The 25,547-nt window shown below is 69.9% G+C and carries 27 protein-coding genes and 1 tRNA gene; 12 read left to right on the plus strand and 16 right to left on the minus strand.

The features are described 5' to 3' along the window. Window positions 1–54 precede the first annotated feature (54 nt). The 3 genes from M3195_RS15315 to M3195_RS15325 all read right to left on the minus strand — a co-directional run bounded on the left by M3195_RS15315 (window position 55) and on the right by M3195_RS15325 (window position 1,868). Window positions 55–600 (minus strand): MerR family transcriptional regulator, encoded by a 546-nt coding sequence (locus M3195_RS15315; protein WP_096715689.1) that lies wholly within the window; start codon window positions 598–600, stop codon window positions 55–57. Window positions 601–699: 99 nt separating this feature from the next. Continuing rightward, window positions 700–1,383, minus strand: a complete 684-nt coding sequence (ftsR, locus tag M3195_RS15320; protein WP_251588846.1) for a transcriptional regulator FtsR — start codon at window positions 1,381–1,383, stop codon at window positions 700–702. Next, window positions 1,383–1,868: an FHA domain-containing protein gene (locus M3195_RS15325; protein ID WP_251588848.1), complete on the minus strand. Its 486-nt coding sequence runs from the start codon at window positions 1,866–1,868 to the stop codon at window positions 1,383–1,385. Before M3195_RS15325 ends, ftsR begins: the two co-directional genes overlap by 1 nt. A gap of 101 nt (window positions 1,869–1,969) precedes the next feature. On the opposite strand from M3195_RS15325, the gene M3195_RS15330 reads away from it, so the two are divergent. Together M3195_RS15330 and lpdA are read left to right on the plus strand one after the other, a co-directional pair. Then, complete coding sequence (locus M3195_RS15330) at window positions 1,970–2,650, plus strand: copper resistance CopC family protein (protein WP_251588850.1); 681 nt, start codon at window positions 1,970–1,972, stop codon at window positions 2,648–2,650. Between the two features lie 9 nt (window positions 2,651–2,659). Then, on the plus strand, window positions 2,660–4,057 hold the full coding sequence (gene lpdA, locus M3195_RS15335; RefSeq protein ID WP_251588852.1) for a dihydrolipoyl dehydrogenase: 1,398 nt from the start codon (window positions 2,660–2,662) through the stop codon (window positions 4,055–4,057). A gap of 57 nt (window positions 4,058–4,114) precedes the next feature. Here lpdA and M3195_RS15340 read toward each other — a convergent pair whose 3' ends face one another. The 7 genes from M3195_RS15340 to M3195_RS15370 form a co-directional block, all read right to left on the minus strand. Further along, the gene (locus M3195_RS15340) at window positions 4,115–5,230 is read right to left on the minus strand and encodes an FAD-dependent oxidoreductase (RefSeq protein WP_251588853.1); all 1,116 of its coding nucleotides are present in this window, start codon (window positions 5,228–5,230) and stop codon (window positions 4,115–4,117) included. Beyond that, complete coding sequence (locus M3195_RS15345; RefSeq protein ID WP_251588855.1) at window positions 5,217–5,939, minus strand: methyltransferase domain-containing protein; 723 nt, start codon at window positions 5,937–5,939, stop codon at window positions 5,217–5,219. The genes M3195_RS15340 and M3195_RS15345 overlap by 14 nt, the downstream gene beginning before the upstream one ends. Beyond that, window positions 5,936–7,093, minus strand: a complete 1,158-nt coding sequence (locus M3195_RS15350) for a type III polyketide synthase (protein ID WP_251588856.1) — start codon at window positions 7,091–7,093, stop codon at window positions 5,936–5,938. Before M3195_RS15350 ends, M3195_RS15345 begins: the two co-directional genes overlap by 4 nt. A 51-nt stretch (window positions 7,094–7,144) precedes the next feature. Next, window positions 7,145–7,777 carry a CYTH domain-containing protein gene (locus tag M3195_RS15355; RefSeq protein ID WP_251588857.1) on the minus strand — a complete coding sequence of 211 codons (633 nt, stop codon included), beginning with the start codon at window positions 7,775–7,777 and terminating at the stop codon, window positions 7,145–7,147. Beyond that, entirely contained in the window at window positions 7,770–7,985 is a 216-nt protein-coding gene (locus M3195_RS15360; protein ID WP_251588858.1) for a response regulator, read from the minus strand. The genes M3195_RS15355 and M3195_RS15360 overlap by 8 nt, the downstream gene beginning before the upstream one ends. Before the next feature lie 35 nt (window positions 7,986–8,020). After that, entirely contained in the window at window positions 8,021–8,491 is a 471-nt protein-coding gene (locus tag M3195_RS15365; protein WP_251588859.1) for a prepilin peptidase, read from the minus strand. A 63-nt stretch (window positions 8,492–8,554) separates the two neighbouring features. Next, entirely contained in the window at window positions 8,555–8,845 is a 291-nt protein-coding gene (locus M3195_RS15370; protein ID WP_251588860.1) for a DUF1905 domain-containing protein, read from the minus strand. A gap of 116 nt (window positions 8,846–8,961) precedes the next feature. On the opposite strand from M3195_RS15370, the gene M3195_RS15375 reads away from it, so the two are divergent. Genes M3195_RS15375 through M3195_RS15385 form a run of 3 tightly spaced genes read left to right on the plus strand, consistent with a single transcriptional unit; the run spans window position 8,962 to window position 14,746 of the window. After that, window positions 8,962–9,747, plus strand: coding sequence for a hypothetical protein (locus tag M3195_RS15375; protein WP_251588861.1), 786 nt, complete (start codon window positions 8,962–8,964; stop codon window positions 9,745–9,747). Then, window positions 9,744–11,282, plus strand: coding sequence for a DNA polymerase Y family protein (locus M3195_RS15380; protein ID WP_251588862.1), 1,539 nt, complete (start codon window positions 9,744–9,746; stop codon window positions 11,280–11,282). Before M3195_RS15375 ends, M3195_RS15380 begins: the two co-directional genes overlap by 4 nt. Continuing rightward, window positions 11,282–14,746 carry an error-prone DNA polymerase gene (locus M3195_RS15385; protein WP_251588864.1) on the plus strand — a complete coding sequence of 1,155 codons (3,465 nt, stop codon included), beginning with the start codon at window positions 11,282–11,284 and terminating at the stop codon, window positions 14,744–14,746. The genes M3195_RS15380 and M3195_RS15385 overlap by 1 nt, the downstream gene beginning before the upstream one ends. Before the next feature lie 18 nt (window positions 14,747–14,764). On the opposite strand, the gene M3195_RS15390 is transcribed toward M3195_RS15385, so the two are convergent. Further along, on the minus strand, window positions 14,765–15,151 hold the full coding sequence (locus M3195_RS15390; RefSeq protein ID WP_251588866.1) for a hypothetical protein: 387 nt from the start codon (window positions 15,149–15,151) through the stop codon (window positions 14,765–14,767). A gap of 394 nt (window positions 15,152–15,545) precedes the next feature. Here M3195_RS15390 and M3195_RS15395 point away from each other — a divergent pair, with 394 nt between their 5' ends. From M3195_RS15395 to M3195_RS15405, 3 genes are read left to right on the plus strand one after another with little or no spacing between them, the layout of a single operon-like run. Then, on the plus strand, window positions 15,546–16,406 hold the full coding sequence (locus M3195_RS15395) for a DUF72 domain-containing protein (protein ID WP_251588867.1): 861 nt from the start codon (window positions 15,546–15,548) through the stop codon (window positions 16,404–16,406). Between the two features lie 54 nt (window positions 16,407–16,460). Continuing rightward, window positions 16,461–16,961: a GyrI-like domain-containing protein gene (locus M3195_RS15400; protein ID WP_251588868.1), complete on the plus strand. Its 501-nt coding sequence runs from the start codon at window positions 16,461–16,463 to the stop codon at window positions 16,959–16,961. A 30-nt stretch (window positions 16,962–16,991) separates the two neighbouring features. Further along, window positions 16,992–17,945: a hypothetical protein gene (locus M3195_RS15405; protein ID WP_251588869.1), complete on the plus strand. Its 954-nt coding sequence runs from the start codon at window positions 16,992–16,994 to the stop codon at window positions 17,943–17,945. 85 nt (window positions 17,946–18,030) lie between these two features. Here the strand turns inward: M3195_RS15405 and M3195_RS15410 are convergent. Beyond that, window positions 18,031–18,104, minus strand: a tRNA-Pro gene (locus tag M3195_RS15410). A 116-nt stretch (window positions 18,105–18,220) separates the two neighbouring features. Between M3195_RS15410 and M3195_RS15415 the strand changes: the two genes are divergently transcribed. The 4 genes from M3195_RS15415 to M3195_RS15430 are packed head-to-tail and all read left to right on the plus strand — an operon-like array spanning window position 18,221 to window position 21,167. Continuing rightward, window positions 18,221–18,805, plus strand: coding sequence for a GNAT family N-acetyltransferase (locus M3195_RS15415; RefSeq protein WP_251588870.1), 585 nt, complete (start codon window positions 18,221–18,223; stop codon window positions 18,803–18,805). 25 nt (window positions 18,806–18,830) lie between these two features. Continuing rightward, window positions 18,831–19,286 carry a hypothetical protein gene (locus M3195_RS15420; RefSeq protein WP_251588871.1) on the plus strand — a complete coding sequence of 152 codons (456 nt, stop codon included), beginning with the start codon at window positions 18,831–18,833 and terminating at the stop codon, window positions 19,284–19,286. Beyond that, window positions 19,286–19,672 carry an RNA-binding S4 domain-containing protein gene (locus M3195_RS15425; RefSeq protein ID WP_251588873.1) on the plus strand — a complete coding sequence of 129 codons (387 nt, stop codon included), beginning with the start codon at window positions 19,286–19,288 and terminating at the stop codon, window positions 19,670–19,672. The genes M3195_RS15420 and M3195_RS15425 overlap by 1 nt, the downstream gene beginning before the upstream one ends. A 37-nt stretch (window positions 19,673–19,709) precedes the next feature. Further along, window positions 19,710–21,167 carry an HNH endonuclease signature motif containing protein gene (locus M3195_RS15430; RefSeq protein ID WP_251588874.1) on the plus strand — a complete coding sequence of 486 codons (1,458 nt, stop codon included), beginning with the start codon at window positions 19,710–19,712 and terminating at the stop codon, window positions 21,165–21,167. Window positions 21,168–21,198: 31 nt separating this feature from the next. Here the strand turns inward: M3195_RS15430 and M3195_RS15435 are convergent, their stop codons facing one another. The 4 genes from M3195_RS15435 to M3195_RS15450 all read right to left on the minus strand — a co-directional run bounded on the left by M3195_RS15435 (window position 21,199) and on the right by M3195_RS15450 (window position 25,533). Then, complete coding sequence (locus M3195_RS15435) at window positions 21,199–22,140, minus strand: NUDIX domain-containing protein (protein ID WP_251588875.1); 942 nt, start codon at window positions 22,138–22,140, stop codon at window positions 21,199–21,201. 106 nt (window positions 22,141–22,246) lie between these two features. After that, entirely contained in the window at window positions 22,247–23,719 is a 1,473-nt protein-coding gene (gene der, locus M3195_RS15440; protein ID WP_251588903.1) for a ribosome biogenesis GTPase Der, read from the minus strand. Between the two features lie 40 nt (window positions 23,720–23,759). Next, on the minus strand, window positions 23,760–24,434 hold the full coding sequence (cmk, locus tag M3195_RS15445; protein WP_251588876.1) for a (d)CMP kinase: 675 nt from the start codon (window positions 24,432–24,434) through the stop codon (window positions 23,760–23,762). Next, window positions 24,427–25,533, minus strand: a complete 1,107-nt coding sequence (locus M3195_RS15450; protein ID WP_251588904.1) for a prephenate dehydrogenase — start codon at window positions 25,531–25,533, stop codon at window positions 24,427–24,429. The genes cmk and M3195_RS15450 overlap by 8 nt, the downstream gene beginning before the upstream one ends. Window positions 25,534–25,547 lie beyond the last annotated feature (14 nt).

Consider the following 25,547-nt stretch of genomic DNA (forward strand, 5'->3'; position numbering starts at 1 on the left):
AACGCCCGCTCATCGAGCGGGCGTTCTCCGTCTGTCGCTGCGGTTCAGCGCGACTCAGGCCGAGCGCTTGGCGCGCCGGGCGCTCAGCTCATCCACGGGGTCCGGCGCGGTCGGGTCGAACTCGACCAGCGTCGACTCCACCTCGCGGAGCACCTTGCCGACGGCGATGCCGAAGACTCCCTGGCCGCGGCTCACGAGGTCGATCACCTCGTCATTGGAGGTGCACAGGTAGACGGACGCACCGTCGCTCATGAGCGTGGTCCCGGCCAGATCGCGGATGCCCGCTCGGCGCAGTTCGTCGACGGCCGTGCGGATCTGCTGCAGCGAGATGCCGGTGTCGAGAAGGCTCTTCACGAGCTTGAGCACGAGGATGTCGCGGAACCCGTACAGACGCTGCGAGCCGGAGCCGCTCGCGCCCCGCACGGTGGGCTCGACGAGCTCGGTGCGGGCCCAGTAATCGAGCTGACGGTAGGTGATGCCGGCGGCCCGGGCGGCGACCGCACCACGGTAGCCGACCTCGTCGTCCATCGCCGGCAGACCGTCGGTGAAGAGGAGTTCGGTCACGAACCGCGGGTCGTCTGCACGCTCGTCCGCATTCATCTGAATTCCTCTCTGGAGCCGTTACCTCCACGGTAGAGCAGGCCCCCGGCAGCGGCAACGACATCCGCGACACCCCGAAGGTGTGTCGCAATCAGTTCGTTACGAAAGCAGTTTCGCGATCGCTTCCTTCACGAAGTGCGAGCGCACCTCGTCGATCTTGGCGGCGAGACTCGGCGCCATCTCCCCCGCTTTACCGCGGGAGGCGGCATCGGTCCGCCGCAACAGCGCCGACAGGGCCGACTCGATCAGCGCCACCTCGCGGTCGGCACTCTGTCGCAACGAGCGGAGGTGGCGCGGTTCGATACCGTGCCGGTCGAGAGCGACCAGACCGCGCAGCAGAGTCACCGTCGATTCGGGATAAGTCTCCTGCGCGGTGACGACGCCGGTGCTGATCGCGTCGTTGAGCAGCTGCGGCCCTGCTCCTGCGGCAGACAGCAGCTCGTCGCGACGGTACCGCCGCGGGGTCGGGGCGATCGACGGAGGGGCGGTCAGCGCGGCATCGCCGCCGGCCTCCGCCTCATCGAGCTGCGCACGGATCACGCTGAGCGGGAGGTAGTGGTCGCGCTGAAGCGTGAGGCCGAGCCGGAGGCGCTCGATGTCGGCCTGCGAGAACTTGCGGTACCCCGATTCGGTGCGAGACGGGGTGACGATGCCCTGGACTTCGAGGAAGCGCAGCTTGCTCGACGTGAGATCGGGGAACTCCGGCGTGAGCCTCGCGAGCACCTGACCAATGCTCAGAAGGCCCGCGGACGCCGAGCGTTCACGGGCGGGGGACGCCGCCATCAGGCGTTCGCCGCTGGGCGATCGACCGGGGAGACGAAGAAGTTCAGCCGGAACTTGCCGACACGCAGCTCCGAGCCGTCGACGAGGACGCTGCGGTCGACCCGCTCGCCGTTGACGTATGTGCCGTTGAGCGAGCGCTGATCGATGATCTCGAAGGTCGACCCGCTACGGGTGATCTCGGCGTGACGCCGCGACACCGTCACGTCGTCGAAGAAGATGTCGGCCTCGGGGTGACGCCCGACCGTGGTGACGTCGGTGTCGAGGAGGTATCGGGCTCCCGCGAGAGCGCCGGAGCGCACCAGGAGAAGGGCCGACCCCGCGGGGAGGGCTGCGATGGCACTCTGCTCGACGTCGGTCAACTCCACGCCGAACGGCACGAACGAGAGGTCTGAATCGTGCCCGAACGTCTGCGTCACGTCGTGCCGCTGCTCGCCGGAACGGTGGATCGCGGCGTCGTGGGCCGGTCGGCTGTCGCTGTCTGTCACTGTGCCCTCCTCGTCGTCCAGACTAACTGATCGGCGGGCGCTCGCGGGAGGGCCGAGCGCCACTCAGCCGTCGTATATCGGACGCTCCTAGGCTGGGGAGCGTGAAAACCGTCGCCCGCCGCCGTTCCCTCGTCCCCGTCGCCCTGGCCGCCGCGCTGCTGACGGGATTCCTCCTCCTGATCGCCCCGCTGTCGGCATCCGCCCACGACAGCCTGATCGCGTCCTCCCCGGAGGCCGACAGCGCGGTCGAGACGCTCCCCGCCGCACTGACCCTGACCTTCAGCGCGAAGCTCATCGACGGCGACGGCGCGACGGAAGTGGTCGTGACCGACGCCTCGGGCGCGTCGGTCACCGACGGAGCAGCGAGCGTGGACGGCGCGATCGTCACCCAGCCGCTGGTCGCCGAGGCGGCAGCGGGTGGCTACCACGTGATCTGGAAGATCGTCTCGAGCGACGGTCACCCCACCTCCGGCGAGTTCGACTTCACGGTCGCGAACAGCACGGTCACGGCCCCCGCTCCCGGCCCGAGCGCGACGCCGGAGGAGACGCCCACCGCGGAGGCGACCGCCGCTCCGGCCGCGACGCCGACGCCGCAGCCGTCGGAATCCGCGGAGGACGGGTCCTCGGCCACCACCTGGATCTGGCTCCTCGCGATCGCCGGCGTGCTCGCCGCCGCCGTCGCGGGCGTCATCGCCGTCGCCCTGAAAGGCCGCGCTCGCGATGCCGAGACCGCCGTCGCAGACCCCTCCGATCCCGATTCCGACGCCCCGATGGAGCGATAGGCTGGAGCCATGCCTCACTACGATGTCGTCATCCTCGGTGCCGGTCCTGGTGGATACGTCGCCGCCGTCCGCAGCGCGCAGCTCGGCCTCTCCACGGCCATCATCGAAGAGAAGTACTGGGGCGGTGTCTGCCTCAACGTCGGCTGCATCCCCTCCAAGGCGCTTCTCAAGAACGCGGAACTCGCGCACACCCTGAACCACAAGGCCGACTTCTTCGGCATCTCCGGCGAGTTCTCCATCGACTACGGCAAGGCGTTCGATCGCAGCCGCGTCGTCGCGGACGGCCGCGTCAAGGGCATCCACTTCCTGATGAAGAAGAACAAGGTCACCGAGTACGACGGTCGCGGCACCTTCACCGGTCCGAAGGCCATCTCGGTAGCCAAGTCCGACGGCACGACCGAAGAGGTCACGTTCGACAACGTGATCATCGCCACCGGCTCGAAGGTCCGTCTGCTTCCGGGCGTCCAGCTCAGCGACAACGTCGTGACCTACGAGGAGCAGATCCTCAGCCGCGAGCTCCCGAAGTCGATCGTCATCGTCGGCGCCGGCGCCATCGGCATGGAGTTCGCCTACGTCATGACGAACTACGGCGTGAAGGTCACGATCATCGAGTTCCTCGACCGCGCTCTCCCCAATGAGGACGCGGACGTGTCGAAGGAGATCGCCAAGCAGTACAAGAACTACGGCGTCGACATCCTCACCTCCACCAAGGTCGAGAGCGTCGTCGACAACGGATCCTCCGTCACGGTCTCGTACACGGGCAAGGACGGCCAGCAGTCGTCGATCGAGGCCGACAAGGTGCTCATGTCGGTCGGATTCGCCCCGAACGTCGAGGGCTTCGGCCTCGAGAAGACGGGCGTCAAGCTCACCGAGCGCGGTGCGATCGACATCGACGACCACATGCGCACGAACGTCGAGGGCATCTACGCCATCGGCGACGTGACGATGAAGCTGCAGCTCGCACACGTCGCGGAGGCGCAGGGTGTGGTCGCGGCCGAGACCATCGGAAAGGCCGAGACCCAGACGCTCGGCGACTACCGCATGATGCCGCGCGCGACGTTCTGCTCGCCGCAGGTCGCATCGTTCGGTCTCACCGAGCAGCAGGCCAAGGACGAGGGTCGAGAGATCAAGGTCGCCACCTTCCCCTTCATGGCGAACGGCAAGGCGCACGGCCTCGGCGAGCCCGTCGGCTTCGTCAAGCTGATCGCCGACGCGGAGCACCTCGAGCTCATCGGCGCCCACATGATCGGCCCCGACGTCTCGGAGCTTCTGCCCGAGCTGACCCTCGCGCAGAAGTGGGACCTCACCGCGCTCGAGCTCGCCCGCAACGTGCACACGCACCCGACGCTGTCCGAGGCTCTGCAGGAGGGCTTCCACGGTCTCGCGGGTCACATGATCAACTTCTGATCGCGACGTCTCGAAGGCCCGGTCCGCTCACGCGGCGCCGGGCCTTCGTGCGTCCGGTCACAGACCGCGCATGGTGATCAGCCCCGCTGTCCATCCTCGGATCGGACGCGTGCCGAGCGCCGACATCAGGGCCTCGCGGGCGATGAGACGCGTGCCGGTGGCCGGAGCGCCCATCGACATGTAGAAGGCCGACCGGCGCTGGGCGCGCCGAGCCGACCGCCGGGCGTCCCGCGCGTAACCCTCGAGGTCGGGACGACGCCGGGAAGAGCGACCAACGATGTCGGCCAGGGCGACGGCATCCGACCAACCGAGGTTCATCCCCTGCCCTCCGATGGGGCTGATCTCGCGGGCCGCATCGCCCAGCAGTGCGATGCGTCCCTGTGCGAACCGCTCGGCGACGTGCTGCGAAGCCAGGAACCGCGCAGGCTGCGTCCCCGGGTCGATCGACAGCCGGATGCCGGTGCGCTGGGCGATGCGGGCTCGGAAGTCCGCTGCATCGATCGCCGTGGGGCGGTCTTGACGCAGCACCCATCGGCGGCGCCCTCCGGGCAGCGGGAACGACTCCACCAGTCCCTCCGGTTCGCAGTGCAGCACGGCCACGCGATCGGGTTCGGGGTCGTCGGCATCCAGCATCGCGTACGGCGCCGCCCCCGGCGTTCGCCGCCAGCCCGCTCCGAGCGCCCGCCGGAGACCGCTGTGCACTCCGTCGGCCACGACGGCCAACGCCGCCGAGACCTCGCGCGCGCCCTCGGCGCCCTCGACCTGCGCGGTCACCTCCCGACCGTCATCGCGCAGCGACCTCACCGTGCGTCCGGGTCGCAGCGCCTCAGGGGAAAGCTCTCGCAGTCGCGCGCGCAGCAGGGCGTCCGTGCGCGGCTGGGCGAGGACGTGAACAGGCCTGTCCGCGTCGAAGCGCACGGCCGCGAGCAGACGGCGTCGACTGCGCACCTCGCCGCCGTCGAGCTCCAGGGCCTCCGACCGCAGGGCTGCGCCGATTCCCGCCGCGTCGAGAGCGTCGAGGCCCGGCGGATGGATGCCGATCGCCCTCGTCCTGGTGTCCGTCTCGCCTCGCCGCTCGAAGACCACGGCGTCCATGCCCTGCTGGAGGAGCAGGGTGGTGAAGAGGAGCCCGACCGGGCCGCCTCCGACGACCATCACCTCATGGGCGGGCATCGACCGCCTCCCACCTCGCCTCGAGTCGGGCCGGGAGCCCGGATTCCACCCGCCATCCCTCCGGGACGGCTGCAGCGAGCTCCCGGCGCGTGTACGAGCGACGGATGCTGATCAGGCCGTCCTCGCGGATGAAGGAGCCACGGAGGAGACTGCCTGCGAAGGGCCGGGTCGCCGCGGCGAACAGCGCGTAGGCGGTCGCACTGCGGGCGATGTCTCGGTGCACGGCGATTCCGCCCGGCGCGAGGAGACGCCGGGAGTCGTCGAGGATGCCCTGCAGCTCGCCGTCGTCGAGGTGATGCAGCACGTGGTTGGAGAAGATCACGTCGAACGTCGCTCGTTCGGCGACGAGATCCGATGACAGGGCGTGCCGGTACTCGATGCCTGCGCCGTCGTCGTGTCGAGCTGCCCAGTCGATCGCCCGCGCATCCGCATCGAGTGCCGTGATCGAGCCGGTGAGTCCGTCGCGCCGCAGACGGGCCGCGAGCAGACGGCACGCATCGGCACCCCCGGCGCCGATGTCGAGGACGCGCACGGGTCCGCGCCGTGCGCGTGGACGGATGTCCCTCCGATAGAGCCGTCCGGGTCGGGAGACGAGTGCGTTCACCAGTCCGAACCGCTCGTAGGTGCGCTCCAGCATCCGGAGATCGGCGTCCGCCTCGTCCATGAGCTCGCGCACCCGGACGTCGCGGACGGAGAGATCGTGCCTCATGCGGCGTCAGGCGCGACCACGGTCATCAGCGCGCTCTCGGCGGTGAGTCCAGGGCCGAAGGCCATCGCCGCCACGCGCGACCCGTTCCGTGCGCCCCCGTCGAGGATGCGCTCGAGTACGAAGAGGATGGTCGCGCTCGACATGTTGCCCTTCTCACGCAGCGTCTCGCGTGCGGGCATCATCTGCTCGTCGCTGAGATGCAGCCGGTCCTGGATGCGGTCGAGGATGCTGCGACCGCCCGGGTGGATGGCCCAGTGCTCGACGCGATCGCCGACGCGCCCCTCGTCGAACGCGTCGGCAAGGTCCTCGTCGCGGGCGTAGAGGGGGCGGATGGCGCCGATGATCGTCTCGCCGATGATCTGCGGCACGGCCGTCGACAGGATCATCTCGAAGCCGCTGTCGCCGATGGTCCACGCCATGTCCTTCTCGCCCTCTTCGGCGATCGCGGTGTGGAAGCCGTCGAGCACCACTCCGCGCTCCCCCGCCGGCAGCTCGCGGGCGGTCACGATGCCGGCGGCGGCGCCGTCGGCGAAGAGCGAGCACGCGACGATGAGGTCGGGGTCCTCCGACGACCGCAGGTGCAGCGTGCACAGCTCGACGCTCACCACCAGCACGACCGCATCCGGGTCGGCCGCGCAGAACTGACTCGCCGCCTTCAGCGCGGGCATCGCGGCGTAGCATCCCATGAAGCCCAGATGGTAGCGCTGCACGCTGTCGCGCATCCCCAGCGCCCGGACGATCTCGTATTCCGGCCCCGGGGCGTGGAAGCCCGTGCAGGAGACCGTGATCACGTGGGTCACGTCCGAGGCCTGCACGTCAGGGGACGCGTCGAGCGCACCCCGGGCCGCCGCGATGAAGAGCGGGGTCGCCTGCTCCACGTAGAACTCGTTGCGGACCTTGGTGCCCGGAGCGAGAAGTCTGCCGGATTCGCGATCGAAGAACGTCGGGTCATCGGTGTGGGTGGCGAGCGAGAGCTCGTCGATGACCGTGTGGCGCGTGTCGATGCCCGACCCGTTGAACGATGCTCCGATGAGACGCTGGCCGAGACGGCCGACGTCGGGTTGCGACGCGAACACGTCGCGCACCTCGTTCTGCCGGAGGACGGTGTCGGGGACGATCGTGTGCAGCGATCGGAGTACAGCGGGACGGCTCATGCTGTCACTCAAGCATGAGCCGTCCCGGCGCGGGAAGGGGGTTGCGCTCCCTCAGAACCCGAGTGCTCTGGCGAGCTTGGAGTCGGATGCCGCTGCGCGTGCGCCCGCGGCGGAGATCGCCGCTTCGGCTGCCGCGAAGAAGGCGGCGCGGGCGGCAGCCCCGGTCGGCGCCGCGGGCCCGAGTTCGAGCTCCCACTCGCGCCATTCGCGCTGCACGTCATGGCGCAGGTCCGTGGCCCTGACGTGGTCGTCGACGAACTCGGCGATCACACCGTGCGGCCCGGAGAGCAGGTAGGCGGTGCGACGGTTCTCGATACGTGCCAGCGGCGACAGCTCGTCGGTGGTCCAGCGCGCGAGCGCGTCGACGATCGCCTGCGGAACGGAATCGTCGTCTCCGAGCGGCCAGCCCATCTCGAGGCGCCCGTCGCCCTCACGAGGACCCTTGATGTGCCAGCCGGCGTCGGGGCCGCCGGTGCGGCGGCGGAGCGCCACGCCGGAGCGCGACAGCGCGACATCGGCGGTGTCCAGGTAGCGGGCGTCGAGCTCGCGCACCTCGCCCTCCGACACCGCGTCGACTCCGGGGAGGCCGTGCCAGTCCGGCAGCGGCGTTCCCGGATCGACGTCGTACTTGCGCTCGACCTCGACGACGCGCGACGGCTCGGCGGGGTCGTGCGCGTCAGTCATCCGAAGGGTTGATTTCCTCGAGGGACTCGTCGTACCAGTAGTCCAGTTCGGTCGGGCCGTCGGAGTCGCCGGTGTTCTGCGCGTCTCCGCGACGGTTGTACACCACCTGCGTCTCGCTGTAGGGGACGATCAGCTTGTCGTCCGCGTCGTCGTCGAGAGGGATGATCTGCCCGTCGAGCGGGCCTCCGTGAAGTCGTGCGAGTGCCATGCCCTCACCCTAGCGCCGTCGCCTCGGTTGCGTTCTCAGCCCACGGCGAGACCGAGCACCGCTCCGGCGATCATCCACGGCCCGAAGGCGATGCGGGTGGCTCCGTCCGCTCGACGGAGGAGCATCAGTGCGCAGGCGAAGAGGGCCCCGAGCACGAAGGCGGCCGCCGCGCCGACGACGAGTTCCTGCCAGCCGTGCCAGCCGAGCACCAGGCCGATCGTGGCCGCGAGCTTCACGTCTCCCCCGCCCATGCCGTCGCGGCTGATCAGGCGCAGCAGTGCGTAGAAGCCGCCGAGGATCAGGAGCCCCGCCACGCCTCGGATCAGCGGGGCCGTGTCATGCGTGAGCGCCGCGTCGACGACGGCGAGGAGGAGTAGCACGCCGAGGGTCGGGAGCACGATCCGATCGGGCAGTCGGTGGCTGCGGAGGTCGATCACGACGAGTCGGGCGGCGACGACGACGAGGCCCAGATGCACGAGGACGATGAGCACGGGACGCGGATCCATCCGGGAAGGCTAGGGAATGCCCGGATGCCGTGCGCCGCCGGGTGTGGATAACCCGCGGCCTGTTCAGAGATCGATGATGTCGAGGTCGACGAGCACGACGTCACCCTCGGTGATGCCCTGCGCGTCGCGGATCGCCTTCTTGAGCGGGAGTACGAATGCAGCCCCGTCGAAGAAGATCGAGGTGCTCCAGAGGGACGAGCCGATGCGCGCTCGCACTCGCAGGGATCCGAATCCCCGCTGCGGCGCGGGAAGCTCGCGGATCTCGAGCGAGATCTCCTCCGGCATGGTGGCGAAGAACCAGTCGTCGACGCGCTTCTCCCAGCGGGTGACAGAGCTCTCGAACTCGATCTGCATGGGCGACAGCGTATCCAGGATCTCCGACATGACCGTTCGCGAAGGGATGTCGGAGGTTCGAACTATCGTCATCTGATCCAGTTGATTTATTCGTACATAGCTTCGAGGATGGATGCATGGGGTTCGATGCGGTGTCGACGATCTCCCCGGCGGGTGATTCCCGTGCCGGGGAGGTGCTCCGGCTGCGCCGGGAGATCAGCCGCATGCAGCGCCGCCGCAGCGATCTCCCCCTGCTCCCGATCGACGAGGCACTCGCCCCGCTGCTCCCCGATCAGGGTCTCCAGGCCGGCGCCGCGTACACGGTGTCCCCGTCCCCCAGCCTCGTGCTCGCTCTGCTCAGCGCTTCCTCCCGACGCGGTCTCTGGTGCGCCGTGGTCGGCATGCCGACGCTGGGCGTCGAGGCGGCCTCGGCGTTCGGGATCGAGCTTCCCCGGCTGATCCTCGTCCCCGATCCCGGAGACCGCTGGCTCGCCGCCGCCTCCGCTCTCGCCGAGGTCGTGCCCCTCATCGCCGTGCAGCCGGGAGGACGGGTGCGCGATGCCGATGCCTCCCGCCTGAGCGCCCGACTGCGCGACCGCGGCACCACACTGCTGGTCACCGAGTCCGAGCACTACGGGGCATGGCCGCAGAGCGAGGGCGCCATCCGCCTGCACGACCAGCAGTGGGAGGGCATCGGCGAGGGCTGGGGACTGATCGAGGGATCGACGGCGACCGTGACCGCACGCACCAGGCACACCCCGACGGGTGCGAGCGTGCGGGTGCGGCTCCCGGGAAGCCACGGTGCCGTCGAGGCGATCGCGGAACAGGCTGCCGCGGAGACGATCACCGAGCTGACCGCGCTGCCGGCCCTGCGCGAGGGAGACGCGAGCCCACCCGAGTACCCGCTGGCGGTGGCCGGATGAGCGCTCCCCTCCGCGTCCTGGTCCTCTGGTTCCCCGACTGGCCGCTCCGGGCGGCCCTGGGCGGAGCGCCGCCGCATCCTCCCACCGCGATCGTTCACGCGAACACGGTGGTCGCCTGCACAGCGTCGGCGCGAGAGCACGGCGTGCGCGCAGGCCAGCGCCGCCGCATCGCGCAGGGGCACATCTCCTCGCTGCGGGTGATCCCCCACGACCCGGCGCGGGACGAGCGGGCATTCCTGCCCGTGCTGCAGCTCATCGAGAAGCACGCGCCGGGTGCCGCCCTGCTGCGCCCCGGCCTCGCCGCGCTGCGCGCACGGGGCATCTCCCGCTACCACGACGGCGAACCGGAAGCCGGTCATGCCCTGATCCGCATCCTCGCCGAAGCGGGGTATCCCGAAGTGCGCGTGGGGATCGCCGACGGCCCCTTCACCGCCGAACTCGCCGCCCGCGGTTCCGGGCCCTGCACGGTCGTCCCGTCCGGGCGCGCCGAGGAGTTCCTGCACCCGCTCCCCGTCGGGGTGCTGCGCGACGACCAGCTCACCGGACTGCTCACCCGCCTCGGAGTGCGCACCCTCGGCGAGTTCGCCCGGCTCGATGCGATCGAGGTGCGCGACCGCTTCGGCGAGCGCGGAGCTCGGCTGCACGCCCTCGCCGCCGGCGCCGACTCCCGGGCGGTCGTGCCCCGACCGCCCGACCCGGAGCTCGTGCGCTCCATCGAGTTCGAGACCCCGCTGGCAGGTGCCGACCAGGTGGCCTTCGCAGTGCGGCAGACCTCGGACGCGGTGATGCTCGCCCTGGCTGATGCCTCGGTGGTCTGCACGGAGGTGCGCATCGACCTCACCGACGACGACGGTCGCGTGTACTCCCGCACCTGGCTGCATCCGACCTGCTTCGATGCGGCGGATCTCGTCGACCGCGTGCGCTGGCAGCTCGAGGCGCTGGCCGCCGAGTCGGCGAAGGAGCCGGTCGGCGAGGCGCGGGCCTTCGGCGGCATCGCGATGGTGCGCATCGCGCCGACGGCCGTCGACGACGCCGCCCATCACCAGCCGGGACTCTTCGGCTCCGGCACCGACGAGCGCCTCCACCACGCCGTCTCGCGTGTGCAGACGATGCTGGGCCATCAGGGCGTGGTGACGGCCGCGCTCTCGGGCGGTCGCTGGCTCGCCGACCGGCAGGTGCTGACCCCGTGGGGCGAGCGATCCGTCGCGCCGCGCGACCCCGATCAGCCCTGGCCGGGGAGTCTTCCCGACCCGCTCCCCGCCGAGGTCTTCCGTCCTCCTCGACCCATCGGCGTGCAGACTCCGGACGGAGAGTCGGTGCAGATCGATGAGCGAGGAGCACTCTCCGCGGTCCCCGCACGGATCGACGGCGTCGAGGTGCGCGCCTGGGCCGGCCCCTGGCCGATCCACGAGAGACGGTGGGAGAGCTCGGGCGGCAAGAGAGGGCACCGACTGCAGATCGTCGACGGTCACGATCGTGCGTGGCTGGTGTTCTCCGCCGGCGACCGCTGGTGGGCCGAGGGACGGTATCGCTGATGGGATGGCACAACCCTCCGCAGACCTGGCGCGAGCTCGAACGCACCCTGAGCGGCGAGGAGTCGCCGTATCCGATCGGCGGCCCCGAGCCCCGCCTCGACCGCCCCGACCCCGGACCGGTCAGCACCCGGAAGAAGCGGAACCCGCCGACGGCGGTCACCCGTCCGACCGACCCCGTGCCCTATGCCGAACTGCACGCGCATTCGTCGTACTCCTTCCTCGACGGGGCATCGTCACCGGAAGACCTCCTCGCCGAGGCCGAACGGCTCGGCCTCTCGGCGCTGGCCCTCACCGACCACGACGGCTTCTACGGCGCGGCGCGCTTCGCCGAGGTCGCGGAGCTGATGGAGGTGCAGGTGCAGACCGTGTACGGCGCCGAGCTCTCCCTCGGACTCGACGGGCCGCAGCGCGGGGCGGCCGATCCGGTCGGCGATCATCTGCTCGTGCTCGCCGACGGCCTCGAGGGGTACCACCGCCTGTCGGCATCGATGACGGGAGCGCACCTCCGGGGCGGCGAGAAAGGACGGCCGGTCTACGACATCGACGAGCTCGCGGCGACGGCCGCCGGGCACTGGACGGTGCTCACAGGATGTCGCAAGGGCGCTGTCCGCCGAGGGCTCGAGGCCGGCGACGCGATGACCCCGTTGCGTCGGCTCGTCGACCTCTTCGGTCGGGATCGCGTGGTCGTCGAGCTCTTCGACCACGGCGACCCGCTGGACACCCGCCGCAACGACGCCCTCGCCGACCTCGCCCGTCGGCTGCGGCTGCCCGTGGTCGCGACGAACAACGTGCACTACGCGACACCCGACAGGGCCGCCCTCGCCGAAGCGGTCTCCGCGGTCCGGGCGGTGCGCAGCATGGACGAGCTCGACGGCTGGCTGCCCGCACACGGCGGGGCGCACCTGCGCAGCGGCGCCGAGATGGCAGCGCGGTTCCGCCGCTACCCCGGGGCGATCTCCTCCGGGCTCGAGATCGCCGCGGCATCCGCCTTCCCGCTGCGACGCGCACGGCCGGCTCTCCCGAAGCAGGAGGTGCCGGAGGGGCACACGCCCATGACCTGGCTGCGGCACCTCGTATGGGAAGCGGTGCCGACGAAGTATCCCCGCCTGGACGACGACGGCCGGCGACGCATCCACCGCGAGCTCGACGTCATCGAGGAGAAGGACTTCCCCGGCTACTTCCTCATCGTGCACGGCATCGTGGCCGAGGCGCGGCGACGCGGCATCCTGTGCCAAGGCCGCGGCTCGGCTGCGGCGAGCGCTGTCTGCTATCTGCTGGGGATCACCGCGGTCGACCCCATCCTCTACCGACTCCCGTTCGAGAGGTTCCTCGCGACGACCCGCTCGGAGGAGCCGGACATCGATGTGGACTTCGACTCCGACCGCCGCGAGGAGATCATCCAGTGGGTCTACCGCGAGTACGGGCGGGAGCGCGCGGCGCAGGTCGCGAACGTCATCCAGTACCGCCCCAAGAACGCCGTGCGCGACATGGCGAGAGCACTCGGGCACTCGGTGGGCCAGCAGGACGCCTGGTCGCGTCAGGTCGACGGCTGGAGCACGAGGCTGGAGGTCGCCGACGAGCACGACATCCCCGCGAACGTGCTGGAGTACGCCGGCGAGCTGCTGAAGGCGCCGCGGCACCTCGGCATCCATTCCGGCGGCATGGTGCTCACGGCGAGACCGGTGGGCGAGGTCGTCCCCGTCGAGCACGCCCGCATGGAGAACCGCACCGTCATCCAGTGGGACAAGGACGACGCGGCCTGGATGGGACTGGTGAAGTTCGACCTGCTGGGCCTCGGCATGCTCGCCGCCCTGCAGCACTGCTTCGACCTGATCCGCGATGCCACCGGGGAGGAGTGGACGCTGGAGACGCTGCCGAAGGAGGAGCCGGCCGTCTACGACATGCTCTGCCGCGCCGACTCGATCGGCGTGTTCCAGGTGGAGTCTCGAGCGCAGATCGGTCTGCTCCCCCGCCTGCAGCCGCGCCGCTTCTACGACCTGGCGATCCAGATCGCGTTGATCCGCCCCGGCCCCATCCAGGGCGGGGCTGTGCATCCGTTCGTCCGCCGGAAGATGGCGAAGGACGCCCTCGACGAGGAGAACCGCGCCCGCGCCACCAGGGGTGAGGAGCCGGTGCTGCTGGAGGTCCCGTATCCGCACGAGGATCTCAAGCCGATCCTGGAGCGAACACTCGGCATTCCGATCTTCCAGGAGCAGCTGATCCAGATGGCCACGGCGATCGGCGACTGCACGGCGGACGAGGCCGATCTGCTGCGACGCGCCATGGGTTCCAAACGCGGTCTCGAGAAGATCGAGAAGGTGCGCGACAAGCTCTACTCCGGGATGACGCGGCGCGGCCTCTCGAAGGAGCAGTCCGACCGGATCTACGCGCAGATCCAGGCGTTCTCGAACTTCGGCTTCGCGGAGTCGCACTCCCTCTCGTTCGCGTTGCTCGTCTATGCGAGCTCCTGGTTGAAGCTGCACTACCCCGCGGCGTTCCTCGCCGGTCTCCTGCGCTCTCAACCCATGGGCTTCTACTCGCCGGCGACCCTGACGGCCGATGCCCGCCGTCACGGCGTGGAGGTGAGGCGGCCGGATCTGCACGCGTCGGCGGCCACCGACTCGCTCGAGCCGCTCTCCGAGGCGACGGAGCGGATGCCGACGGGCCTCGACTCCTGCCGTGAGGCCGACCAGCCGGACACCCCTCGCTTCGACCGCACACTGCCCGACGAGTCGGCGGCTCACCGGCGTGACGGCGGGTATGCGGTCAGGCTCGGCCTCAGCGGCGTCCGCGGCATCGGGCTCCCCCTCGCTGAACGGATCGTCGCGGAGCGCGAGGCGCACGGGCGGTACCGCGACCTGCACGACCTCGTGCGGAGGACCGATGCCACAGCCGCGCAGCTGGAGGCTCTGGCCACGGCCGGCGCGTTCGAGTCGCTGGGTCTGCAGCGGCGGGAGGCGATGTGGCTCGCGGGAGCGGCCGCCGAGGACCGATCTCGGTTCCTGCCCGGCACCGTCGTCTCGGTGCAGCCGCCGCTGTTCGCCGATCAGTCGAGCTACGAGCAGCTGTCATCGGACCTCTGGGCGACAGGAGTCTCCACCGACGATCACCCGATGGCGCACTTCCGTGCGGCGCTGGCCGATCGCGGCGTGCTCACCTCCCGTGACCTCCAATCGCACGAGACCGGCCGCCGGGTCGAGGTCGCGGGGCTCGTCACGCATCGGCAGCGGCCGGCGACCGCGGCGGGCGTCACGTTCCTGAACCTCGAGGACGAGAGCGGCCTGGTCAACGTCATCTGCTCGACCGGGGTGTGGGCGCGCTACCGGCGGATCGCTCGTGATTCGCCGGCGCTCATCATCCGCGGCATCCTGGAGCGCTCGCCCGAGGGAGTGATCAACATCCTCGCCGATGCGTTCGAAGACCTGCGGACGGGCGTCTCGCACCGTTCGCGGGACTTCCGCTGAGTCGACGGGGGCGGCACCTCACCAGAAGCGGTCGGTCTCCGGCTCGGGCACTCCCTCTGACCCGCCCCACCGGTCGGCCTCGGCCTTGGCCGCCTCGACGGCGGCGTCGGCGCCGAGCAGCGCCGCCCGGGCGTTCGTCTCCCCAGCGCCACCTCCCTCGACATCGATCGTGAGCACTGTGCGCGCGTCGGAGCCGACGGTCACTGTGCAGTCCGACACCCGACCAGACCAGCGCACGATGTCACCGCGCGTGCCCTCATCTCGTACGTAGCGGACGCCGCTGTCGAGGTCCACGATCTGCAACACCGATGCTCGTCCGCTCTCCTCGTCGACGGCCTCCATGACGTCAACGCGATGCCCCCGCGCGACGGCGAGGTGGGCGTTCAGCACGAGCCTTCTGTCCATGGATCCACTTTAGGAGTGCGGATGCCGAAGGCAACCCCGGGTGCGATTCTCACCGAGTGCCCAAAATTTGGAAGAAACATTCGTACATTTCTTTGTCCCCCAAATGGCGGACAAAGACGATTAGCGATATTCTGCTCAGAGTAGCGGGGGCTACCGGCTGACTTATGGGGAGAACAGCCGACGAGAGCAGCGAGATCTTCGCCGCCCTCCCCTTCCGTCCGGGCAGGACGGTGGGCCCTCTCGAGCGATCTGAACTGGGGCGGATGACTCGAGAGGGCAACCAGTCCCGATGTCGCGCCGCCGTCTCGTAGTGTGCCGTTCGGCGTCCGTCAAGCCCGATCCTCGCGGACTGCGCACGTCGTAGCGTCCATCCTTCAAGGAGGATCGTGCACCAATGAACGCAGCCCGGCCGAACGGCCGCATCCGCATCGGCGTCTCCGGGTGGAAGTACGCGAGTTGGCGAGGCGACTTCTACCCGAAGGGGCTCGCGCAGCGCCGTGAGCTCGAGTACATCGGCGAGCACTTCTCCAGCGCGGAGCTCAACGGGTCGTTCTACTCGCTGCAGCGTCCGGAGAGCTATCGCCGATGGCGGTCGGAGGTGCCGGAGGACTTCATCTTCGCCGTCAAGGGCTCCCGTTACGTGACGCACATGCTCCGGCTGCGCGACACTGAGCAGGGGCTGGCGAATTTCTTCGCGTCAGGCGTGCTCGCCCTCGGCGCCCAGCTCGGACCGATCCTCTGGCAGCTCCCCGAACGGCAGACGTTCGACGCCGAGCTGGTCGAGGCGTTCCTCGCGGGGCTGCCGTCGACCACAGGTGAGGCGCTCGATCTCGCAAGGCGGCACGACGAGCGACTCGACGGCCGCGCCTGGCTGCAGATCGAGGAGGACCGGCCGTTGCGCTACGCGCTCGAGCCGAGATCCGATACTTTCGCCGACGCGGAGGCGCTTCACCTCCTGCAGAAGCACGGCGCCGCGCTCGTCGCCGCCGACACCGCCGGCCGGTGGCCTCGATTCGACGTCCTCACCAGCGACTTCGCGTACGTCCGGTTGCACGGGGCGCAGATGCTGTATCACAGCGGATACACGGCGGCGGAGCTGGCGGAATGGGCCGGTATCGTAAGCGCCTGGGCCGACGGATCGGGCGCGAGCGACGGACTCCCCCGCGACGTCTACGTATACTTCGACAACGACGCCCGCGGGCACGCACCGCACGACGCCGAAGGGCTGGCGACGCTCGTGGGGGCGCTCGTCTGAGGCGCTCCGCCGAGCCCCCTGTTGCTGTCGGCCTTCCCCGGCGATCATGGCCTCATGGCATTCGAGATTCACGACGGCCCGCGCATAGAGACGAGACCGGAACGACAGACCCTCGGCATCCGGATCGTCACTCCGTTCCGCGGCATGCTCGCGGTCCGGGATTCTCTCATCGCCGAGCTCTCCGCTTGGCTGGCGGCGCGACGGATCGAGGTCGGCGGACCGTTCTTCCTGCGGCTGCACACCGTAGACATGGCGGGCGACATGGAGATAGAGGTGGGCGTGCTCGACGCGAGCGTCGTCTCAGACGACGATCGGGTGCGGACCGGATCGGCGCCGGCCGGGGACTACGCGATCATCGCGTACCGCGGGAGCTCGATGCAGGCGAACAAGACGCTTCTCGCGTGGGCTCCGGAGCAGGGCAGACGCTTCGACACCGATCCCGCTTCGGGGAGGTGGGGCGGACGTTTCGAGATCCTCCGCGCCGATCCGAGGAAGGAGCCGCGCAAGACCGCGTGGACAGTCGAGCTCGCCTTTCTCGTGAAGCCGGAGACCTGAGCCCCGAGAGATGACCGATAGGGTCGGGGCATGACTCGGGGGCGTCGACGCGGTGGGACCATGGCTGTGCTGAGCGTTTCACTTCTCGTCGTGATCGCGGCGATCGTCCTCGCCTGCACACCGCTGTCGCGCGCCGCACCCGGAGCCGTCTCACAGGTCGAGGGCGTCGTCGGCGACAGCGGCGAGGTGTCGGTGTACGTCGTCGAACGGAACATCAACGTCAGCCCGAAGTGTGAGTTGCGCGTCAGGATGGAGGACGGCGTAGCGGAGGACGAGCTCGCCCGCGTGCTCGAGAACGCGTGGGCGGCGCCGGGCGACTCCCCCTGCGTCGTGAAGAGCGTGGAGACCGCGAGCCGCTCGTCGATCTTCGGCGCGCCGCCCGCGGCCATGATGGCGGGCGAAGCCGGAGCGGTCGCCGCTGCACTGCTGCGCTTCGACCTCCTCACCCTCTCCGTCCGGGAAGACGGCGGTCTCTACGCCGACGCCTCTGTGCGGACCGGCGACTTCTCGGATGCCGCAGCCCTCGTGCGGGCGGCCGTCGCCTCATCGGCTCTCGAGGACGAGTTCGGTCGGGTCGACTGGTCGATGAGGTGGTCCGCCGACGATGGCGCATACGACGACGCAACGGTCGCCAGCGACGGCACGCCCGATCCGAAGCTCGCCGACCTCCTCGACGGACTCGCCGAGCTGCGTGCCTCCGGCGCGCTGGGTGTCGGCGATGGAGCAGACGTCGCGGCATTGGACGCCCCGATCATCGCGGTGAAGCTGAATGCGATCACTGAGTCGGGTGTGACAGCGGTCGGCATCGGACTGACCGTCGCGGGGTGGGATGCCGACGATCTCGCTACTCGCGGTGAGGAGCTCGCCCTGTCGGGCCGGGCTGCCGAGGCCGCTGCCGCGATCTCCGCTCTGGGAGAAGAAGTCGGTTTGCCGGTCGGGGCGATCACGGCGAACGGGACGGTCGATCTGCTCGCCGGGTCGTGACGCGCGTCTGTCTCCTCGATGCTCCGCACTGCCGCGGACACGCAGAAGGCCCGGAGACTCTTGCGAGTTTCCGGGCCTTTCTCGGTCGGGCTGACAGGATTTGAACCTGCGACCCCTTGACCCCCAGTCAAGTGCGCTACCAAGCTGCGCCACAGCCCGTTGGTCTGCACTCTCGCGCAGGCAACTCCCCTATCTTAGCCTGACCGGCGACGCCTCCGCGAACCGACTGCGTCCCGGGCGTTGCCCGTGTCGGAGCCCGGGCGTACCGTCGGACCATGGTGACGATCACGACAGAGGTGGCGACGACGGCGCGGTGGGACGACGTGCAGCGCGCGCTCACGGGCGGTGGCGACGGCGCCAGCTGCCAGTGCATCTGGCCGATGCTGCGGAACAAGGACTGGAACGAGACCACGACTCCCGAGCGCGTGGAGATGTTCCGCGCCGAGATCGATGCCGGTCCCTCGCCGGGACTCATCGCATACGTCGACGGAGAGGCGGCGGGCTGGATCCGCATCGGTCCGAGGCCCCTCCAGCGGCGGCTCGCGCACACACGGGCGATCGTCGCAGCGACGCACGAGCCGTTCGACGACGACAGCGTCTGGGCGGTGAGCTGCTTCGTCGTGCGGCGCGAGCATCGCGGCAAGGGCCTCAATCGCGCGTTGCTCGATGCCGCTGTCGAGTACGCCCGAGGAGCGGGCGCCCGAATCATCGAGGGGTATCCGGTCGACACAGGCGGCGCATCTCAGCGCAGCAACGAACTCTTCCACGGCACGCTCAGCACCTTCGTCGCAGCAGGCTTCGAACCACGCGGCGAGCTGAAGGCGGGCCGCCCCCTCGTCACTCTGGACATGGCCTCCTGACGGCATGCGCCAGTAGCGTGGAACCATGAGCAATGAGCATCCGATCATCGACGACCGCGAACTGGGCATGCTCACCCGGGCGACGACGGAGTTGAGCGATGGCACGGTCCTGACACACGACTGGTACGCCGGCACGGTCACGCTCGACGACGCCGATCTCGAGCTCATGCTCGAAGCCACCACGGCCGACGAAGCGCGAGCGCTCATCCCCCGCATCCGTGAGACGCTCTCCGCTCTCGCCGGGCTGCGCCGGCTGGCGACGGATGCCGTCGTCACAGCGTTCAGCCAGGGCTCCCCCGAACCGGCTGAGCTCGACGCCGCCGCGACGGATCTCGCTCTCGAGACCATCGAAGCCTCGGAGGACGGCACCATCGTGCTCCACCTCACCGACACCTGCGGCGCACACTTTCCCGAGGGTTACTGGCCGGCCGTGCATCTCGGCCCCGATGGCCAGATCACCCAGGTCACCGTCGAATCCTGATGATCGACGCGGTACGGATAGACAGTTGGCTGTGGGCGGTGCGCGCGTACAAGACCCGTTCCGCCGCCACCACCGCCTGCCGTGCGGGTCACGTGCGCCTCAACGGCGAGAAGGTCAAGGCTGCTCAACAGGTGCGCGTGGGCGACGAACTGAGGGTGCGCATCGCGGGGTTCGATCGGATCCTGGTCGTGCGTCAGCTCCTCGTGAAGCGCGTCGGCGCACCTCTCGCCGCAGCGGCGTACGAGGACCGCACGCCCGCGCGCGAACCTCAGGCGATGATTGGTGTGCGCGATCGCGGAGCCGGTCGGCCGACGAAGCGCGAGCGCCGTGACATCGATCGCCTTCGCGGACGGGGAGACGAGGATGCCGATATCTTCCTCGATTGACCCTCTCATAGTCGAACATATGTTCTAAAATGGGAACATGATCACGCCGACCGACCTCGATCTCGACCTCCGGGAGAGACAGCGCCTGCTTGACGGGTGGGTGCAGAAGAGACGTCAGATCGCGGAGCTCGAGGCTGAGGCAACCGAGTTGTTGATCGAGCGGATCGGCGTGCACGAGGCCGATGTCGCCGAGAGCCCGTTCCACCGCGACGCGATCTATCGATCGATGCTGTCGGAGTACTCGGCCGCGGCTCACCTCCCCCACGGAACGGTGGAGCACTCCTTCACCGACGCTCGCACCCTCTCTCGCGATCTCCCCGCGACGCGCGCCGCATTCCGCGCAGGCGACATCACGGTCGGCCACGTGCGCGAGATCGTTCGCGCCAGCGCCGTCGTGGCTGAGGCTGTGCGCAATGGCCGAGTGGATGCCGAAACGCTGACGCTCTACGAGACCGCCGTCCTGGTGATCGCTGAGAAGGAGACCGCCGCCCGCACCCGGGCTCACGCTCGCCAGGTCGCCGCCGCGCTCGCCGGCGAGACCGTGGTCGAGCGACACCGGCGCGCGGAGTCGGAACGATGCGTCTCCGTGCGTTCCGTCGACGATGGGCTCGCTCTCCTCACCGCCGTGCTGCCGGAGTGGCTCGCTGTCGCGATCGCGGATCGACTCACCCGCATGGCGCGCGAAGTCGTGCGCGGTCGAGCGGATGCCGCACCGACGCTGCCTCCGGTCGAGGACCGCGGCGACGAGATCACCGTTGATGACCTCGCGCCCGACGACCCCCGACGCGACTCGTCTGCCGCCGGCACCGTGATCTTCGGCGAGGACGGTACCTTCACCGTCGATCCTCTCGCGGGGCTCGTCGACCCGCTCACCGACCCGAGCAGCCCCGATATCGAGCACCTCCCCGCTGACGGCCGCACGCTCGACCAGATCCGCGCGGACCTCTTCGCCGATCTGCTCCTCGTCTCGGTACCGAGCGCCGAACTCGGCTCGGGACTCGACGCCGTGCAGCCTCGAATCCAGGTGACAGTCGCAGCGAGCACGCTGATCGGTGCCGACGACCGGCCCGCAGAACTCGACGGGCACGGCCCGCTGGATCCCGGGATCGCCCGGGCGCTCGCCGGCCGGAACACGGGCTGGTCCCGGCTGTTCCTCGACCCCGCCGGGCAGGTCGTGCAGACCGACACATACACTCCCACCGAGGCGATGCGCCGACATCTGCGGGCTCGCGACCAGCACTGTCGATTCCCTGGTTGTCGTATGCCGGTGCACCGATGCGAGATCGACCACAACCACGACCACGCCCTCGGCGGTCGCACCCGTCTCGACAACCTGAGCCACTTCTGCACGACGCACCACTCGCTCAAACATCCCGACGTCGACCCTCGGCACCGATGGACCGCGCGACAGCTCCCCGACGGGTGTGTGACCTGGGAGAGTCCACTGGGGCGCTCCTACGTGGATCCCCCGCGACGGCGAGTGATGTTCGTATGAGGCGTCGGGTGCTGCCCGGCGCGCCCGGGCTTCAGTTCGGGGCGGCCAGTATCCCCTGCAGCCAGCCGGAGGAGCGCACCTGGGCGGCGCCGGCAGCCGCGACTCGGGCCTGCAGCTCGCGATCGCTGGTGACCGCCACCACGTACGCACCGCTGGCGACCCGGCGCTCGACCTCGGCGACGACCGCGTCATCCCCTCCGGCATCCGCCTCCACGAGCGAGACCACGCCGGCCGGAAGCAGCGCGTCGTCGTCATCGGCGTCAGGGTCGGGAGCATCGATGCCCCGCGCCGCCCCTTCGACGACGAGCGCGATCGGCGGGAACCAGGCACTGCCACCGAGGTCGATGTCGGATCCCGCCACGGACAGCCCGTTCAGGCTCTCAGCCAACCGACGCGCGGCGCCCGCGCGATCCTTCCACCAGCCGTTCGGCACCGACCCCACCACGTTCGCCGCATCGACGACGAGCGACGGGCGCACCGCGAGCAGCGCCCGCAGCGTCGGCCACGCCCGTCTGAATCCGGGATGCAGCGGCCGAGTGCCGACCTCGTCGACGGGCACCCACTCCAGCGCGACGCTCTCGGGGTCGCTGATCACCGGGTCGAACGGCTCGACCACATCGGCGATCACCGTCGTGTACGACCAGACGTCGAGGTCGAGCACACTCGTGAATCGAGGCCGCACCGCGGCATCCGGCACGCCCGCTTCCTCCTGAGCTTCACGAACCGCCCCGATGATCGCACTCTCCCCCTCGTGCAGCGCGCCGCCGGGAAGCCCCCAGGTTCCGCCGAAGTGGCTCCACGCGACACGGTGCTGCAGCAGGATCCCGCGCTCCGGATCGACCGCCAGCAGGCCCGCCGCTCCGAACCTACCCCAGTACTTCTCACCCGACGGGGCCACGACCCAGGCATCGCCGGGATCACGCGGCCCGGACGGGCGGCGGGGCTCACCGGCAGCGGGGGGAACGACAGTCACCCCCTCAGCCTTTCACAGCATCCGGGCATCGGCATCCGCGCCGGTCACACGCGGGAACAGCGACGGGCCGTCCGCACGAAGCGGACGGCCCGTCGAGCACCGCGGTCTAGCGCTGACGCTTCTCGCGGACGCGCATGTTGACGACGATCGGCGTTCCCTCGAACTCGTAGAGCTCACGCAGGCGACGCTGGATGAATCGGCGGTACCCCGGATCGAGGAACCCCGTCGTGAACAGCACGAACGTCGGCGGACGTGTCGACGCCTGCGTGCCGAACAGGATGCGCGGCTGCTTTCCGCCGCGCAGCGGGTGCGGGTGCTCGGCCACGAGCTCGGCGAGGAAGGCGTTGAACTTGCCCGTGGGGATGCGGCGGTCCCAGTTCTCCAGCGCGGTCTCGAGCGCCGGTACGAGCTTGTCGAGGTGGCGGCCGGTCTTCGCCGAGATGTTCACGCGCGGGGCCCAAGCGACGTGAGCCAGGTCCTGCTCGATCTCCCGCTCCAGGTACCGACGGCGGTCGGCGTTCTCGAGATCCAGGTCGTTCAGGCGGTCCCACTTGTTGAACGCGAGCACGAGGGCACGGCCTGACTCGAGCACGAGATCGATGATGCGCACGTCCTGCTCGCTGATCGTCTCCGAGACGTCGAGCACGACGACGGCGACCTCGGCCTTCTCGAGCGCGGCGGAGGTCCGCAGCGACGCGTAGAAGTCGGCACCCTGCGCCATGTGCACCCTGCGACGGATGCCGGCCGTGTCGACGAGCGTCCACAGCTTGCCGCCGAGCTCCACGATCTCGTCGACCGGGTCGCGGGTGGTGCCGGCGAGGTCGTTCACGACCACGCGCTCCTCCCCCGCCGCCTTGTTCAGCAGCGAGGACTTGCCCACGTTCGGGCGCCCGAGGATGGCGACCCGGCGCGGCCCGCCGATCTCGGCCTTCGCGACGGCCGAGACGTCCGGCAGCTTCTTCAGCACGGCGTCCAGCAGATCGGCGACGCCGCGACCGTGGATCGCGGAGACGGGATGCGGTTCGCCGAGACCGAGGTTCCACAGCGCGGCGGCCTCGGGCTCCTGGCGGCTGTCGTCGATCTTGTTGGCGACGAGGAACACCGGCTTGCCGCTCTTGCGCAGCAGCTTCACGACGTGCTCGTCGGTGGAGGTGGCGCCGACCATCGCGTCGACGACGAAGAGGACGACGTCCGACAGGTCGATCGCGACCTCGGCCTGCGCAGCCACGGATCGATCGATGCCCTTCGCATCGGGCTCCCAGCCGCCGGTGTCGACGAGCGTGAAGCGACGATCGTTCCACTCCGCCTTGTACGTGACGCGGTCGCGCGTGACACCGGGCGTGTCCTCCACGACGGCCTCGCGACGGCCGAGGATGCGATTCACGAGCGCGGACTTGCCGACGTTCGGCCTGCCGACGATCGCCACCACGGGCAGTGCCGGCAGGAACTGGATACCGTCCTCGCCCAGCGTCACGCCGGCGAGAAGCGCGGCATCCTCGTCGTCGAGCTCGTAGTCGGCGAGGCCGGCGCGCAGTGTCTCAGCGCGCTGCTCGGCCAGCTCCTCGTCGAGTGCGTCCATCTTCTCGGCGAGCTGGTCGGGGCCGCCCTCGTATTCGTCGTCAGCCACGGTGTGCTCCTCGGAGTCGTTCGATCACCGCGAGTACGGCGTCGATGGTCTGGGGGAAATCGAGCGCGGTCGAGTCGACGACCTCGACACCGTCGGCGGCATTGAGGAAGTCGACGACCGCGCTGTCGGAGGCATCGCGCTTGTGCAGGGCCTCGGCGACGGCCTGGGCGTTCTCTCCCGCGAGCTCGCCTGCGCGGCGCGCGGCGCGCACCTCGGGTGCGGCGGTGAGCAGAATACGGACCGGCGCGTCGGGTGCGACCACGGTGGTGATGTCGCGGCCCTCCACCACAACAGCCGGGTAGGGAGCCTCGGCGACGAGCGCCCGGAACAGACGGTTGACCTGTTCGCGCACCTCGGGCACGCGGGCGACGCCGCTCACGGCGCCGGAGACGCGCGGCTCACGGATCGCGTCGGTCACGTCGGAGTCACCCACGAGCACGGCGCGGTCGTCGGGGTCGAGACCCAGCCTGACCGGGAACTCGGATGCCGCGAGGCGCACCGACTCCGCGTCATCGGTGTCGGCACCGCGGTCGAGGACGTGCCAGGCGAGGGCCCGGTAGGCAGCCCCCGTGTCGAGGTACCCGAATCCGAGCCGGCGGGCGACCGCCTTCGAGACGCTCGACTTGCCGGACCCTGCAGGCCCGTCGATCGCGATGAAGTCAGTCATTCGTGGTCCCTGCAATCCGCCACCCGCGTTCCTGGAGTCCGGTGATCGCCCCGTGCAGTGCAGCGGGATCGACGCTGATCTCGGCGAGACCGAACTGTGCGCCCGGCGAGTGCTCGAGACGCAGATCCTCGACGTTGACGCCGAGCTCGCCCAGCTCGCCGAACAGCCGACCGAGCTGACCGGCCGTGTCGTCAACCATGACGACGAGGCTCTCGAAGCGACGGTTCTGGCCGTGCTTGCCCGGCAGGCGCTCGACACCGTCGTTGCCGTGCTTGATCGTCTCCGCGACCACGCGCCGCGCGCCCGGAGCGTCGGGAGCACGCAGCGCGTCAGACACCTCGCGGAGATCGTCTGCCAGCGCGTCGAGGATCTCCACGACCGGCCCGGCGTTCGCACCGAGGATCTGCACCCACAGCTCGGGAGCGGATGCCGCGATCCGCGTCGTGTCGCGCACACCCTGGCCGGAGAGGCGCAGCGCGCCCTCGTCGGCGACCGCGAGCCGCGCGGCGAGCAGACTCGCGACGACCTGCGGCACGTGCGAGGTGAGCGCGACCGACCGGTCGTGCTCCTCCGGGGTCATCTCCAGCGGCATCGCTCCGACGTCCAGCGCGAGCGCCTCGACAAGAGCGAGATCGGAGGCCTTGGTGTCCTCATCCCGGCACACGACCCACGGTCGTCCGATGAAGAGATCGGCTCGGGCGGAGATCGCTCCGCCGCGTTCCCGACCGGCGAGCGGGTGGGAGCCGATGTAGCGGGTGATGTCGACGCCGCGCTTCTGGAGGGCGAGGAACGGCTCGAGCTTGACGCTCGCGACATCCGTGACCACGGCGTCGGGGAATCGCGCCAGCTCGGCTTCGATCACATCGGCGGTGACGTCGGGCGGCACGGCCACCACGACGAGCGCGGGGGTGTCGGCATCCGCCGCCGCCCGTCCCGCGCCGTAGTCGATCGCAAGACGCAGCTGTGCGGGCGACGTGTCGGCGAGCACGACGTCGACGCCCTTCGTCCGGAGCGCGTGCCCGATGCTCGCGCCGAGCAGGCCGGCGCCGACGATGCGGACGGTGCCGGACAGACGGGTCGCGACGCGCGGCGCGGACACGCCGGTCGTCGGCA

This window comes from Microbacterium hydrocarbonoxydans (genome assembly GCF_023715885.1).
GTDB classification, from domain to species: Bacteria; Actinomycetota; Actinomycetes; order Actinomycetales; family Microbacteriaceae; genus Microbacterium; species Microbacterium hydrocarbonoxydans_C.